The sequence below is a fragment of the Streptomyces sp. NPDC088354 genome, assembly GCF_044753585.1.
Lineage (GTDB): Bacteria > Actinomycetota > Actinomycetes > Streptomycetales > Streptomycetaceae > Actinacidiphila.
Genome location: NZ_JBIVNJ010000002.1, coordinates 98,344 through 112,487, shown reverse-complemented (window position 1 = coordinate 112,487; position 14,144 = coordinate 98,344). Strand labels below are relative to the sequence as shown.

Below are 14,144 nucleotides of genomic sequence, written 5' to 3'. Positions count from 1 at the left end.
CCCCTTACCTGCCGGCAGGGAGATCGATGCGGTCAGGCAGTGAACCGATCACTTGACGGCCGCTGATGCTCGCACGGGACGCACACGAAGTCCAGGGTGCGGGCCGCACTGCCGGGGAAGGTCCCGTGCCGATCAACACCTGCGATCTTACGTAAAGTTGCTCAATAATTTGCTCTCGTTGTGAAGCTCTGCGAGCGGGCGGCGTCCCACCGCCGCGGGTGCGAGAGGGATCGACCCCGTCCAACGGGCTCTTCGAGTGCCGACCGGTGAACGCAAGCGGAGAGCAGGCCGTGCAAGCGGCACTCGTCCGCAACTGCCGTGACATTACGAGCCGTTGACAAAGCGGAGACACACTAGAAACCTGATGACGCAGTTTCCGCAAGAAGTTGACTGACTCACTCAAGCGCCGTGCACGGCTGTTCCCTCCCGCCCTCCTGCCGCGTTCCCCCCTCCACGGAATAGAGGACCCCCATGCAATGGAGACCCCTTGGCCGACGGTCGCTGTCCGGCGCCGTTCTGGCCGGGCTCATGACGGTCGGGCTGTTACCGCTGCCCTTCGCCTCCGCCGCCCAGGCCGCGCAGGCGGCGGCCGCCGACGTCAACCTCGCGCTCGGACGTCCTGCCACGGCCGGCGGCTCGCTCGGCGCGTACCCGGCAGGGAACACCACCGACGGCGCCCAGGCCTCCTACTGGGAGGGCCCTGCGGGTTCCTTCCCCCAGTGGGTCCAGGTCGACCTCGGCGCCACGCGTGCCGTCGACCGGGTCGTGCTCAAGCTGCCCTCCGGCTGGGAGACCCGGACCCAGACGCTCTCCCTGCAGGGCAGCACCGACGGCTCCGCGTTCGGCACGCTCTCCGGATCGGCCGGACGGGTGTTCAACCCCGCGCAGGCCAACACCGTCACCGTGGACCTGACGTCGCCCACCGACGCCCGGTACGTCCGCGTCAACGTCTCCGGCAACACCGGCTGGAACGCCGCGCAACTGTCGGAACTGGAGGTGTACGGCGAGGAGGGCGGCACCACCGATCCGCCGCCCACCGGCACCAACCTGGCCCGCAACAAGCCGGTCGAGGCCACCTCGTCGACGCAGACCTACGTCGCCGCCAACGCCACCGACGACTCGACCTCCACCTACTGGGAGGCGGCGGGCAACCCCGCGGACCTCACCGTCAAGCTGGGGGCCGCCGCCGACGTCACCGGCGTCGTGGTCAAGCTCAACCCGGACCCGGTGTGGGGCGCCAGGACCCAGGGCATCCAGGTGCTGGGCCGAGGGGCGTCCGACACCGGCTTCACCTCGTTGCGCGACCGCGCCGACTACGCCTTCAGCCCGGGCACCGGCAACGCGGTGACCATCCCGGTCAGCGGCCGCTGGGCCGACGTGCGGCTCCGGTTCTTCTCCAACTCCGGCGCGCCCGGCGGGCAGGTCGCCGAGTTCCAGGTCGTCGGCACCGCCGCACCCGCGCCGGATCTGACCGTCACGAGCCTGGACTGGACACCGGCCGCGCCGTCCGAGCGGGACGCGGTCACCGTGAACGCCGGTGTCCGCAACGCCGGCACCGCGCGTTCGGCCGCGACGACGGTGGACGTCAGCGTGGAGGGGACGGTCGCCGGCAGCGCCGCCGTGCCCGCCCTCGACCCGGGTGCCTCCGCCACCGTCGCCGTGTCCACCGGGACCCGCGCGGCCGGCAGCTACGCGGTCGCCGCGGTGGTCGATCCCCGCAACACGGTCGCCGAACTGGACGACACCAACAACAGCCGGAACGCGGCGAGCCGGCTGGTCGTCAGCCAGGCCCCCGGCCCCGACCTCGAGGTCAGCGCGATCACCACGAGCCCGGCGAACCCGGCCGTGGGCTCGCCCGTGTCGTTCACCGTCGCCGTGCACAACCGCGGCACGACCGCCGCGGCGGCCGGTTCCGTGACCCGGCTGCAGGCCGGCACCACCACGCTGAGCGGCACGACCGGACAGGTCGCGGCCGGTGCCACGGTCAACGTGGCGATCAGCGGCACGTGGACGGCGACCTCCGGCGGCGCCACCCTCACCGCCACCGCGGACGCCACCGGTGTGGTCACCGAGACCAACGAGAACAACAACGTGCTCACCAAGTCGCTCGTGGTCGGACGCGGCGCCGCCGTGCCGTACACCGAGTACGAGGCGGAGGACGGCCGCTACACGGGCACCCTGCTCACGGCGGACGCCAAGCGGACGTTCGGGCACACCAACTTCGCCACCGAGTCCTCGGGCCGCAGGTCTGTCCGGCTCGACTCCGGTGGCCAGTACGTCGAGTTCACCTCGACCACCTCCACCAACTCGATCGTGGTGCGCAACTCCATCCCCGACGCCTCGGCCGGCGGCGGAGCGGACGCCACCATCAGCCTGTACGCCGACGGCACGTTCGTGCAGAAGCTGAACCTGTCCTCCAAGCACAGCTGGCTGTACGGAAGCACCGACGACCCGGAGGGGCTCACCAACCGGCCCGGCGGCGACGCGCGGCGGCTCTTCGACGAGGCGCACGCTCTGCTGTCGCGGGCGTACCCGCAAGGCACGACGTTCCGCCTGCAGCGTGACGCGGGCGACTCGGCGGCCTACTACATCATCGACCTGATCGACCTGGAGCAGGTCGCTCCGCCGGCGGCCAAGCCGGCGAACTGCACCTCGATCACCGAGTACGGGGCGGTGCCCGACGACGGGCTCGACGACACCGACGCCATCCAGCGAGCGGTCACCGCCGACCAGAACGGCCAGATCTCCTGCGTGTGGATCCCGGCGGGGCAGTGGCGCCAGGAGCAGAAGATCCTCACCGACGACCCGCTGAACCGGGGCCAGTACAACCAGGTCGGCATCCGGGACGTCACCATCCGCGGCGCGGGCATGTGGCACTCCCAGCTCTACACCCTCACCCCGCCGCAGAACGCCGGCGGCATCAACCACCCGCACGAGGGCAACTTCGGCTTCGACATCGACGACAACACCCAGATCTCCGACATCGCCATCTTCGGCTCCGGCACCATCCGGGGCGGCGACGGCAACGCCGAGGGCGGCGTGGGCCTCAACGGGCGCTTCGGCAAGAACACGAAGATCACCAACGTGTGGATCGAGCACGCCAACGTCGGCGTCTGGGTCGGTCGCGACTACTCCAACATCCCGGAACTGTGGGGCCCCGCCGACGGGCTGGAGTTCACCGGTGTCCGGGTCCGCGACACCTACGCCGACGGCATCAACTTCGCCAACGGCTCGCGCAACTCGACCGTCTACAACTCCTCGTTCCGCAACACCGGCGACGACTCCCTGGCGGTGTGGGCGAGCAAGTACGTGAAGGACACCTCGGTCGACGTCGGCCACGACAACCACTTCCGCAACAACACCGTCCAGCTGCCCTGGCGGGCCAACGGCATCGCCGTGTACGGCGGGTACGGCAACACCATCGAGAACAACATCGTCTCCGACACGATGAACTACCCGGGCATCATGCTCGCCACCGACCACGACCCGATCCCGTTCTCGGGCCAGACCACCATCTCGGGGAACGCCCTGTACCGGACCGGCGGCGCGTTCTGGGGCGAGGCGCAGGAGTTCGGCGCCATCACGCTCTTCGCCCAGGGCACGGACATCCCGGGCGTGACCATCCAGGACACCGAGATCCACGACTCCACCTACGACGGCATCCAGTTCAAGACGGGCGGCGGCTCGATGCCCGGCGTCAAGGTCACCGACGTCCGCATCGACAACTCCGTGGGCGGCTCCGGCATCCTCGCGATGAGCGGCGCCCGCGGCAGCGCCACCCTGACCAACGTCACGATCACCAACTCGGCGCAGGGCAGCGTGCTCATCGAGCCCGGCTCCCAGTTCACCATCACCGGCGCTCCGGCCGGTCTGACCGCCCGGCGCAAGGCCGACTGATCCCGGACGGGGTCCCCGGCTCCCGTACGGGAGCCGGGGACCCCATCCGTCCACCCTGGATCTGTTGCCGAACAGGCCGCTTCCCTAAAGTTGTTGGCCGGCGAGCGGGGGGCGGATGAAGCTCTGGGGGAGCCGTACGAAGAGACAGCCGGCACCGGACGAGGACGCCGCCACGGCGGCCCGGCTGGTCGAGACCTGGTTCGGCGAGCTCGGACCCGAAGCGGCGGCGGAGCCCGCGCGGCGATGGCGGGAGACGGGCCGTCTCGATCCTGGTGACGCACGCCGGCTCGCGGCCTGGTACCGGGAACGCGCCCGCCTCCACCTGCTCGGCGCACGGGACGGCGAGGGGCCGTTGATACGGCCCGGATCGCCCGAGGACGCCGAGAGAACCCGTGACGAGGCCCTGTCGGTGACCCGCGACGTCCTCGCGCTCGGCCGATGGCTGAGGGCGCGGGGCCACGAGTAGACGCACGGCCGAGTCCGTGACCGCTCGGCGGGAGCGGTCACGGACTCCGCTCGGGCACCGGCCCGGTCCCTCGCGGGCGTTCGACGTAGCGTCAGAACAGGCCGAGGCCGGGCTCCATGCCCAGACGGACGCGGCCCGCCGCCTCCATGGGGAGCGCGGAGTGGTTGGCGTGCTGGAGGGCGGCCATGCCGTCGCGGAAGAGGCGCTCCAGCCGGTTGCCGCGGTAGAGCGAGGTGGAACTGGCCAGCTCGTACAGCGTCACCAGCGTCCGGCGGCTCACCTGCGCGGCGTGCGTCATGGCGGCGCGCAGGGCCGCCCGCTGTTCGAGCGTGGGGGTGTCGCCGCGCTCGGCCGCGTCCTGCAGTGTCTGCGCGGCGGAGGTCAGCAGCAGTCGTGCGGCCTGGAGTGCCGCCTCGGAGTCGGCCAGGACGTACTGGGTGCGCGGGGACTCGGCCAACGTCGCGCCCGTGGAGTTCCTCTTGGTCAGGACGAGCGCGACCGTCTCGTCGAGGGCCGCCTGCGCGATGCCGAGGACGATCGCCGTGCAGCCGGGCAGCACCAGCGAGGGGAGGAAGCCCCGGTACAGCGGTTCGTCGATCCTGAGGGGCGAGTCCAGGGGCGCGAGGAAGTCGGCGGGGACGAAGGCGTCCTCGACCACCACGTCGTTGCTGCCGGTGCCGCGCATGCCGCTGACGTCCCAGGTCTCCTTCACCGACCACTGGTCCCGGCCCAGGACGCACAGCTGTACGTCGGGCGTGCCCGCGGCGGTCATGCGCGGCGCGCCGTCCTCCAGCACGACGACGACCGCCACCAGCCACTCCGCCGCGTTGATCCCGCTGACGATCCTCCAGTGGCCGGAGACCCGGTAGCCGCCCTCGGCGGGAACGGCGGTCCCGGGCATCCCGGAGTTGGCGAAGGCGGGCTCGTGCTCCCGGCCCCAGATCCGTTCCGTCGCGGACTCGTCCAGCAGCGCCCCCACGAAGCCGAAGTTGGCGTTCCACACCAGCCACGCCACGGAGGCGTCGATGCGGCCGAACCCCTCGTACACCTTCAGCACCGTGGTCAGCGGCGTCTGCGATCCGCCGAGTGCCCTGGGAGTGAGCAGGCGGAACGCGCCCGCGTCGCGGAGCGCCCCGTACAGCTCCGTGGGAACGTCGGCACGGCGGTCGGCCTCCTCGCTCGCGGCCTCGATGGCGGGCCGCAGCAGGCCGGGAAGGGCGAGCGGGTCGACGGCCGACGAGCCGGACGCGGTCTCGGAGGTCTCGTGGGTCTCGGACATGGAGTCTCCTTGTGTGGCCCGGGCGCGGTGTGCCGGGCGCCCGGTGGTGCGGTGTCGCCGACAGGACGCGGGAGGCGCGGAGAAGTTCGATGCCCACCGAGTGGTCCGCGTCACATCCTGCCGAGGGACCGGCTCAGGACGTCCCGAGGGTGTTCACGTAGCTCGTGCCGCTGCCGGCGAGGCCGCTCACGGCCTTCTCCACCTCCTGCAGGGACTGGGCCCGCCCGGCGTTGTGGTAGAACCAGGCGACCTGCATGTCCCACGTGCGTTTCCCGCCGAACGGCAGGTCCACGAACCAGGTGTTGAAGTTCACGGACATGTTCTCGGTCGGGTAGTACCCGCCGCTGGTGCGGAACAGGACCTTCCCGTCGAGGCTGTAGGTGACGACCCCGTGTGCGGCGGTGGTCACCATCGTGTGCCATCCGTCGAGGCTGGAGTTCGTGGCGCGGGTGACCCGGTCGCCCTCCACCGCGCTGCGCCAGGTCGTCGTGTCGAGCCTCGGCCCCGGGGCGCCCCAGCCTCCGTTGGGCTGGTACTCGTTGTCGAGCTCGCTGTACCGGGCGCGGTGGTGGGGCGAGATCATGTAGAAGCTCTCGTTGACGTGGTCGCCGTTGGCACCGCTCGTGGGGCGGTCCGTGAAGTGGATCCGGGCGGCGAAGGTCCCCGTCACGAACGTCATGCCGGTGGTGTGCACCTCGGCCTGGGTGGTGCCCTGCCTCGTCCCGTCGGTCGCGGCCCGCAGTTGCAGGACCTGGCCGCCCGGCGCGTCCTTGTCCGCGGGGAAGCTGACGCCGTCGGCCGACCAGGTGTTCCGGATCCCGGGGCCGCCCTCGCTGGTGCGGACCAGCCAGCCGTGCGCGTGCAGCGCCGGGTCGCGGGGGCCGCTGTAGTGGAAGTCGTCGAAGAGGATCCCGGACGGAGGCGCGGGCCGGACGGCGGGGGCGGCGGAGCGGCGGGCGGACGCGGACGAGCCCGCGGAAGGGGACGAGGAGGCGGAGGCGGCGCCGTCGCCGCCGGGTTCGTCGCCCCAGACATGCCTGCCGTCCAGGTAACCGGTCACCAGCTTCGACGCCTGGAAGGTGTCGTGGGTGGGGCTGAAGGACCGGTCGTTGCTCTGGTTCAGCTTCCCGCCGTCCGGGCGGTACAGCTGCAGCCCGATGGCGCCGCTCTTCGCCCCCGGGGCCAGCGCGCCCGCGGCCTTGGTGAAAGTGATCTCCAGGTAGTGGTCGGCTGTGGGGGTGGGGGCGTCCATCGCGACGGACTTCCCGACGACGGCGGAGCAGCCCGTGGAAGCCTGGACGCAGTTGAACGCGTACGGGGAGGGGCCGTCCGCCGTGTAGTAGTACCGCAAGGCCACGTCGCCCAGGCTCACCCGCCGGCCGGAGGTGTTGAGGACCTCCAGCCACGGCCGTGCCGCCGCGGCGGTCGCCGGCGCGCCCGCCTTGTACCGGACGGTCAGCTCGGGGGGCGGCTGGTGCGCGTCACTCCACACGGGGCGCAGCGCCGTGCCGGCCGCGGCCAGGACGACCACCAGCAGCAGGAGCTTCGCCATTCCCCACGCACGCCGGCGCGGACTGCGCCGGCCGGAATCCCCAGGACGGACCGGACGCGTCGGACGGGTGGGACGGCCGGGGCGGCCTGGACCGGTGGAGGGGCGGGCAGAACCCACGGAGGCTCCTAGCTCGGTGGAGGGGCGGTGCCGAGGACATGCGGCGCGTTCCTCGGTCTCGGTCGCCGGCGGCGGGCACGGGTACGCCCTAGGAGGCGCCTCCCGGCGCGGGCACGGTCCAGGAGTCCTCGGCGTTGGTCCGCCGCTGCTCCGGGAGGACGGCCTGGGGCGCCGGGTTCGGGGCGGTCAGATCCGGGGCGTCGGCTCCGACGCCGCCGACCTCGATCTTGGCGCGGGTGCCCCAGTTGGTGCTGCGCAGGGTGGCCAGCGACCACAGCCGGAGCGGCAGCAGCAGCCCGAGGTTGAGCAGCGCGTACAGCGGGGCGGCGAGGAAGGTCAGTACGCGGTCGACGATGCCCACCTGCGCGGCGCCGCGCAGGTAATGGACGGAGCGGACCCAGGCCATGACGCACATGTAGGCGACGTAGCCGGCCAGCAGCGTCCAGCCGTGCGGGTTCATGAGGATCGCGACGAGCGCGGCGAACAGCGCGGCGGTGAAGGCCACCCAGCTGGTGAGTTCGACGAGGTTGAGCCACCAGTACATGCGCCGCAGCCGGAACTTGCCGAGCAGCAGGAAGCCCTCGCGGATGAACGACTTGCCCCAGCGGATCTGCTGCCGGACGTAGTGGCCGAGGCGTTCGGGGACGTCGGTGTAGCCGACGGCGGAGGGCTGGATGAGGGACAGGCCCTCGGTGAGGCAGTAGTACGTCAGGCGCCTGTCGTCGCCGAAGGTGGCGGGGCGTCGCAGGAACCGCTGGTCGAGGAAGTCGTCGAGGTGCTTCCTGACGACCCACCCGCGGTACATCGCCAGCGACCCGCAGGCGCACAGCACCGAGCCGAGGCGCGAGTACGCCACCCGCTCACCGAGGAAGGCGTTGACGTAGCGCATGTCGATGAGGCGGGTGAGCAGGTTCGTGCCGCGGTTGTGCGCGAGCACCAGTCCCGTGACGCACTGCACACGGCGCTTGGAGAAGGGCTCGGCGAGCTCGGCGACGGCGTGCTGGTCGAGCACGGTGTCGGAGTCGACGCACAGGTACACGTCCGCGTGCGGTTCCTGCCGGAAGCCCGCGGCGAGGCCGTGGCGCTTGCCGCGGTTGCCGGGGAAGCGGATGAAGTCGAGGCGCACCCCGGCACGCTGGAACCGGGGTCGCATCTCCTCCACGAGGGCGCCGGCCGAGTGGTCGGCGGAGCAGTCGTCGACGACGGTCAGGGAGTGCGGCGGGAGGGTCTGCGCGAGGATCGACTCCAGGCAGCGGCGGAGCATCTCGGGGGCCTCGTTGTAGGCGGTGACCACACCGTGGATGCGAAGGCGGCCGGCCGGCTCGTTGAACGTCAGTTCCGGACGGCGGCGCCGGCGGATGGACAGCAGCAGCTTGAGGGCGAGGAGGGAACCGACGGCCACTCCGTACCAGTGCAAATGACCGAGGGACCACGAGGTGTGGTCCCAGGAACCCGCGAGATTGCGCATGAAGAGCGAAGACCTCCCTGCGAACACTCCCACCTCCCGGACCGAGCCGATGGCGAACACATGTACTTCGCACGAAGGTAACTCGCGTCAAGGAGCCATGAAAGGTGCATCCGCGATTAATTCCCCTCTCGGGATGTCAATTGGGCACCTATGGACGCCTTGTGAGCCAAGCGGACAAGGGGTGTGAAAGTCCTCACATCGACCGTGCGGTTGTCCGGCGTTGCGTCGTCGCGCGGATGCGCGTCGCCATCAGGAATGGGCGAGCGCCCAGTCGAGGGCGTGATCGGCGATCTCCTGCCAGTTGTCCTGGACGGGCATCAGGTGGGACCGGCCGGGGAACACCGTGACCTCGGTGGTGGCGCCGTCGGCCCGGTAGCGCTCGGCGTTGGACCGCTGCACCTGGGGCGGCATGAGGTGGTCGTGCTCGCCGGAACAGAAGAGCAGGGGCGCCCGGCCGAGGTTGCGGTAGTCGACGTAGGTGCCGGTGTGCCCGGGGTGGAGGGTGGCCAAGGCGCTGCCCCACACGATGCTGCCCGGTGCGGGGACGTGGTGGCGCTCGTAGGCCGTGCGGGCCTGGCCATCGGAAAAGGTGTTGGTGAGGGCGTGGCGCCACTGGGCGTAGTCGAAACCGACGGCGCGGTGGCGGTCGGCCGGGTTCTCCGGTACAGGGAAGAACGGCCGGACCCGGGACAGCGGTGAGACGGCCACGCCCTCGGTGGGTGCGGAGTTGAGCGCCACTCCCGCGGCGCCGAACCCGCGGTCGAGAAGGATCTGGGTGAACGCGCCGCCGGCCGAGTGCCCCATGATGACCGGCGGCCGGTCCAGATCGGCGATGACCTTCTCCAGGGCGGAGACGACGGCGGGGACGGTCACGGTCTCGACGGCGGCCGGGTCGGCGTTCAGGGCCTCGACCCCCGCCTCGAAGCCGGGGTACGCCGGTGCGATGACGCGGAAGCCCTTGTCCTCGTAGTGGGCGATCCAGTTCTCCCAGGCCCGCGGCGTCACCCAGAAGCCGTGGACGAGAACGACGGTGTCGGGTTGCATCAGGGTGCTCCTCAGCGGGTGGGCCGATGGCCGGTCGAACTCAGGACCGGTGGGCGCCCGGGAATGTGACACAGGCGTCAGTGGCCATGCGCCGCGGCGACCGCGCTGACCGACGGTGACCCGGCCCGCACGCCTCGTGGCCGGCGGGCGCCGGCCGGACGGCGACCGGTCCGGTGGCGGGGCCGCGGCCGTGCCCGGGACCGCGGTCCGTGCAGCTTCTCCGGCCTGTTCGTACAGCTGGGAGGCGTGACGGGAGCGCCGGGCGGATGGACCACCGGCCGGCCGCGGGCACGCGAGGCCCCTGCGGTCTCCTCCGGACCATGGACGGCCCTTGGCAATTCTTGCCAGAAGGCAGAACCGGCAGCCATGGACCGTTCATCGTCAGGTCGGGCCCCCGACCCCGGACGGTGCGGAATGGTGGGGGAGCGCACCCTGGCCGGCTACCGCAAGCAGCGCGGCATCGACTTCCTGGTGGTGTTCTTCCACCACTGTGCCTACTCCACCACCAACAACCACGCCTCCGACGGCGGTGTGCAGGCGGAGTGGGTGCCGATCTTCGAGAAGCACCAGGTCGACCTGGTGATCAACGGCCACAACCACGTCTACGAACGGACCGACGCGATCCGCGAGGGCGCGGTGTCGCACCAGGTGCGGATCGGCGACACCACGCGCCCCGCCACCGACGGCACGGTCCACGTCACCGCGGCGGCGCGGGCCGCAGCCTGTACAGATTCCCGGTCGCGGACAGCTACGAGGGCCACGAGAGCGAGATCGACCCGGTCACCACCTGGCACTCGGCCAAGGGCGGCGGCCAGGTCGTGGACACCGTGCACTGGTCGCGGGTCCGCTGCACCGGCTACTCGTTCCTCTCCGTGGACGTCGAGCCGGCCCGCTCCGGGCACGAGGCGAAGCTGAACGTCTCCGCGATCGCCGAGACGGGGCAGCGCATCGACCACTTCACGGTGGCCCGCCGCGCCAAGTGACCTGTGCGGTCGGGGGCGGCCGCGTCGTGGGGACCCACGGCGCGGCCGCCCCGTTCCGTTCTGCCCCGTGGCGCTCTGCTCACCGCGAGGGGTCCGAAGCGCCTGCGGGCGCATCGGCGCGGCGGCGGCGACAGCTGTCGCACCACGGGCAGGTGCGACTGGGGCGGCACGCGCGGACGGCCACGACGAACCGGTCGGGGCGCACGACCCGGCCGTCGTCGAGGCCTACCTCCACGGGACCCTCGATCAGGATCGACCGTCGGCGGTGAGCGCCACCGCGTCGGGGACGGTTCACCGTTCGCCCTGTGGTGGGCGGTCAACGCCACAGGGGGTCGCTGTCGAGACGGGCCAGCATGGACCGGGGGTCCCGGTGCACGGCGGCCGCGCCCGCCGCCTCCAGTTCCGCACGGCCGATGCCGCCGGAGAGCAGCGCCACGCAGGGCACGCCCAGCTTGCCGGCGGCCTCGACGTCCCAGACCGTGTCGCCCACGAAGACCGCCCTGCCGGCCGTCACCCCGGCCCGTTCGAGGGCCCGGGCCACCAGATCGGGAGCCGGTTTGCTCGCGGAGACGTCGTCCTTGCTGGTGGCGTCCGCGATCACGTCGTCGGCGTCGAGGGCGGCACGCATCACCGCGAGCTCCTTGCTGTCGGCCGAGGTGGCCAGGACGACCCGGAAGCCCCGTGCCGCCACGGCGCGCAGCAGGTCCGCGGCGCCGTCCAGCGGCGCGAGCGCCGGGCCCCAGGTGCCGTACAGAGCCTTGTGGGCCGCGCTGATCCCCTCGTCACCGCTGCGGTCGCGGGCCTTGCCCAGCAGACGGTCCAGGAGGTGGTCGGACCCCATGCCGATGCAGTGGTGGATCTCCGCCGTCGGCACGGTGTGCCCGGCCTGCCGGAACGCCTCCCACCACGCGACGACGTGGAGGTAGTTCGTGTCGACGAGAGTGCCGTCCACGTCGAACAGCGCGGCACGCCCATGGTCGTCGCTCATGGTGCCCGCTCCTTCCGCTCGGATGCCTGGGTCACTCCAGCGGCTACCCGACGGGACGCAGGACAGACAGCCGGGGCCCGGACCGCTGGTCCCGCATGGAGCGCCGGGCCCTGGGCAGGCGTCCCCGTGGCCCGACCCGGCGGAGGGAGGGGAGGCGCGTCATGACCCACGCCCCCGACCCGAGGAACGAACCCGCGGCCCCTGGCGCGCGCGGGCCGCTGTCCGCGACCGTCCTGGACGCCCCGACCGCGTGGCCGCCCCGCTGCCCGGGTGCCGGGGTCGGGCGGGCGCATCCCCACGGCGAGGAACTGCACCGGGCCCGACCCTCCGCGTCTCGGCGGCGGGGGTCCCGCGTGCCCGGTGCTTCGGAGACCGCCCGGCACGCGGACAGCCGCCGCGCGACCCCGCGCTCGGGGCGCGCCCGCCGGACTGCTCGAACAAGCCTGGAGGACCACCTGCTGAGCGCATGGCGCAGCGGACGCACGTCCCTGCGAGACCCGACACCGGGCCCGCCCCGGACCACAGAGGAAGGCCGCTCCCTATGAGGCCGACGACGCTGACGACGACAACGCAGAGCACCCCGGGCGGTGTGCTCCCGCGTGCGATGGACACCCTCGAGGAGGGGACGTGGCTGGACGGCCCGGCCGGGATCGTCCGCAAGGCCGTACGGGCCCTTCCCCTGGGCCGGGGCCGGGACGCGCTGCGCGGCCTGTGGCTCGGCCATCCGCTGCACCCGGTCCTGGTGCAGGTGCCGATCGGCGCCTGGACCTCGGCCGGCATCCTCGACCTGCTCCCGGGCGAGAGCCGCGCCGCCCGCCGGCTGGTGGCGGTGGGCCTGGTCTCCGCCGGGCCCGCGGCTCTGGCCGGATGGGTGGACTGGGCGGAGCAGCGTCCCCGGCAGGCCCGCGTGGGCCTGGTGCACGCGGTGGTCAACCTCGCCGCCGTCACCGCGTACGCCGGCTCGTTGACGGCCCGGATCAAGGGACGCCCCTTCCTCGGCAAGGCACTGGGCTTCGGCGGCATGGCCATCGCCACCGTGGGCGGTGTGCTCGGCGGCCATCTCGCGTACCGGCAGGGCGCCGGCGTCAACCACGCGGAATCGGTGTCCGTACTGGTCGAGCCCGGCTGGCACCGCATCGGGGTGCCGGAGGAGTTCCCGGTCGGCGAGCCGGTGCGGCGCATGGCCGACGAGGTGGCGGTCGTCGTGGTCCACGAGGACGACGGCAGGCTCTACGCCCTGGCCGACCGCTGCAGCCACATGGACGGCCCGCTGCACGAGGGCAAGGTCCTCGCGGGGTGCATCGAATGCCCCTGGCACGGCAGCCAGTTCCAGCTCTCGGACGGCAGGAACGTCCAGGGCCCCGCGACCGCGCCGCAGCCCCGGTTCGACTGCCGGATATCCCCGGACGGGCAGGTGGAGGTACGCATCGCGCAGAGCTGAGGCGCCCCCCGCTCCGCGGTCGCGCGGGTGCGGCTCTGCGGTCGCCCCCGGTAGGCGGCGACGTTCTCCGCTTGGAGCTAGTCGATCGGTCGTCTATTTTGTAGTGGACCGAACGTCTATGAGTGGAGACACTGACACATGCGCGTCGAGATCTGGACCGACATCGCCTGCCCCTGGTGCTACATCGGCAGCGCCCGCTTCGAGCGAGCCCTGGCCGCCTTCGAGCACCGGGACGAGGTCGAGGTGGTGCACCGATCGTTCGAGCTCAATCCGGAAGCCGAGAACCGCGCGACACCCATCATCGACGCGGTGGCGGCCCGGTACGGGCGCAGCCGCGAGCAGCAGGTCGCGCGGGAGGAGCAGGCCGCGTCCGAGGCGCGCGCCGAGGGGCTCGGCTTCCGGATCGGCGGCCGTGTGGACGGCAACACCTTCGACCTCCACCGCCTCCTGCACTTCGCCAAGGCCCGCGGCCGCCAGGCCGAGCTGCGGGACCTCGCCTTCAAGGTCAACTTCGCCGACGAGCGCTCGGTGTACGACAGCGAGACCCTGGTGGCACTCGCCGCCGAGGTGGGACTGGACGCGGCAGAGGCGCGCGCCGTGCTCGGCGACCCCGGCGCGTACGCCGAGGACGTCCGGTCCGACGAGCGGCGCGCGGCCGAACTCGGCGCGGGAGGTGTGCCGTTCTTCGTCCTCGACCGGAAGTACGGCGTCACGGGACTGCAGCCGGTGGAGCTGTTCGCCCGGGCGCTGGAGCAGGCGTGGGAGGACCGGACGGCGACCCGGGTCTGATTCACCGCGCCAGGGGACGCGTAGCCGGACGAGCCCAGTTGGCGCAGAGGGACACATGCGTGCCGCCGGCGGGCTGCGCGGGCGGGGGCACCCCCCATGGTGCCGGGAGCCTCGGCGACC

General features: G+C 72.1%; 9 protein-coding genes and 1 pseudogene. 5 read left to right on the top strand and 5 right to left on the bottom strand.

Features of this window, described 5'->3' with window-relative positions:
* Positions 1-471 precede the first annotated feature (471 nt).
* Both ACIP98_RS03835 and ACIP98_RS03830 read left to right on the top strand, forming a co-directional pair.
* Positions 472-3,897 (top strand): CARDB domain-containing protein, encoded by a 3,426-nt coding sequence (locus tag ACIP98_RS03835; protein WP_401973566.1) that lies wholly within the window; start codon positions 472-474, stop codon positions 3,895-3,897.
* 115 nt (positions 3,898-4,012) lie between these two features.
* Positions 4,013-4,363, top strand: coding sequence for a hypothetical protein (locus ACIP98_RS03830; protein ID WP_319662472.1), 351 nt, complete (start codon positions 4,013-4,015; stop codon positions 4,361-4,363).
* A 91-nt stretch (positions 4,364-4,454) separates the two neighbouring features.
* Here the strand turns inward: ACIP98_RS03830 and ACIP98_RS03825 are convergent, their stop codons facing one another.
* The 4 genes from ACIP98_RS03825 to ACIP98_RS03810 form a co-directional block, all read right to left on the bottom strand.
* On the bottom strand, positions 4,455-5,642 hold the full coding sequence (locus ACIP98_RS03825) for an acyl-CoA dehydrogenase family protein (RefSeq protein WP_401973564.1): 1,188 nt from the start codon (positions 5,640-5,642) through the stop codon (positions 4,455-4,457).
* A 133-nt stretch (positions 5,643-5,775) separates the two neighbouring features.
* Positions 5,776-7,194: a cellulose binding domain-containing protein gene (locus tag ACIP98_RS03820; protein WP_401973562.1), complete on the bottom strand. Its 1,419-nt coding sequence runs from the start codon at positions 7,192-7,194 to the stop codon at positions 5,776-5,778.
* Positions 7,195-7,399: 205 nt separating this feature from the next.
* Entirely contained in the window at positions 7,400-8,779 is a 1,380-nt protein-coding gene (locus ACIP98_RS03815) for a glycosyltransferase family 2 protein (RefSeq protein ID WP_319662466.1), read from the bottom strand.
* 249 nt (positions 8,780-9,028) lie between these two features.
* Complete coding sequence (locus ACIP98_RS03810) at positions 9,029-9,823, bottom strand: alpha/beta hydrolase (RefSeq protein ID WP_401973560.1); 795 nt, start codon at positions 9,821-9,823, stop codon at positions 9,029-9,031.
* A gap of 423 nt (positions 9,824-10,246) precedes the next feature.
* Here ACIP98_RS03810 and ACIP98_RS03805 point away from each other — a divergent pair.
* A pseudogene (locus ACIP98_RS03805) lies at positions 10,247-10,806 on the top strand (phosphoesterase); the annotation flags it as partial.
* A gap of 316 nt (positions 10,807-11,122) precedes the next feature.
* On the opposite strand, the gene ACIP98_RS03800 reads toward ACIP98_RS03805, so the two are convergent.
* Positions 11,123-11,794, bottom strand: a complete 672-nt coding sequence (locus ACIP98_RS03800) for an HAD family hydrolase (RefSeq protein ID WP_319662463.1) — start codon at positions 11,792-11,794, stop codon at positions 11,123-11,125.
* A 604-nt stretch (positions 11,795-12,398) separates the two neighbouring features.
* Between ACIP98_RS03800 and ACIP98_RS03795 the strand changes: the two genes are divergently transcribed.
* Both ACIP98_RS03795 and ACIP98_RS03790 read left to right on the top strand, forming a co-directional pair.
* Positions 12,399-13,235, top strand: a complete 837-nt coding sequence (locus tag ACIP98_RS03795; protein ID WP_401973965.1) for a Rieske 2Fe-2S domain-containing protein — start codon at positions 12,399-12,401, stop codon at positions 13,233-13,235.
* Between the two features lie 138 nt (positions 13,236-13,373).
* Positions 13,374-14,024, top strand: a complete 651-nt coding sequence (locus ACIP98_RS03790; RefSeq protein ID WP_319662461.1) for a DsbA family oxidoreductase — start codon at positions 13,374-13,376, stop codon at positions 14,022-14,024.
* The last annotated feature ends 120 nt before the right edge of the window (positions 14,025-14,144 follow it).

Coding starts and splice junctions, on each gene's coding strand:
- ACIP98_RS03835 (WP_401973566.1), top strand. CDS start 472: ATGCAATGGAGACCCCTTGGCCGACGGTCGCTGTCCGGCGCCGTTCTG.
- ACIP98_RS03830 (WP_319662472.1), top strand. CDS start 4,013: ATGAAGCTCTGGGGGAGCCGTACGAAGAGACAGCCGGCACCGGACGAG.
- ACIP98_RS03790 (WP_319662461.1), top strand. CDS start 13,374: ATGCGCGTCGAGATCTGGACCGACATCGCCTGCCCCTGGTGCTACATC.
- ACIP98_RS03825 (WP_401973564.1), bottom strand. CDS start 5,642: ATGTCCGAGACCCACGAGACCTCCGAGACCGCGTCCGGCTCGTCGGCC.
- ACIP98_RS03800 (WP_319662463.1), bottom strand. CDS start 11,794: ATGAGCGACGACCATGGGCGTGCCGCGCTGTTCGACGTGGACGGCACT.
- ACIP98_RS03820 (WP_401973562.1), bottom strand. CDS start 7,194: ATGGCGAAGCTCCTGCTGCTGGTGGTCGTCCTGGCCGCGGCCGGCACG.
- ACIP98_RS03815 (WP_319662466.1), bottom strand. CDS start 8,779: ATGCGCAATCTCGCGGGTTCCTGGGACCACACCTCGTGGTCCCTCGGT.
- ACIP98_RS03810 (WP_401973560.1), bottom strand. CDS start 9,823: ATGCAACCCGACACCGTCGTTCTCGTCCACGGCTTCTGGGTGACGCCG.
- ACIP98_RS03795 (WP_401973965.1), top strand. CDS start 12,399: ATGGACACCCTCGAGGAGGGGACGTGGCTGGACGGCCCGGCCGGGATC.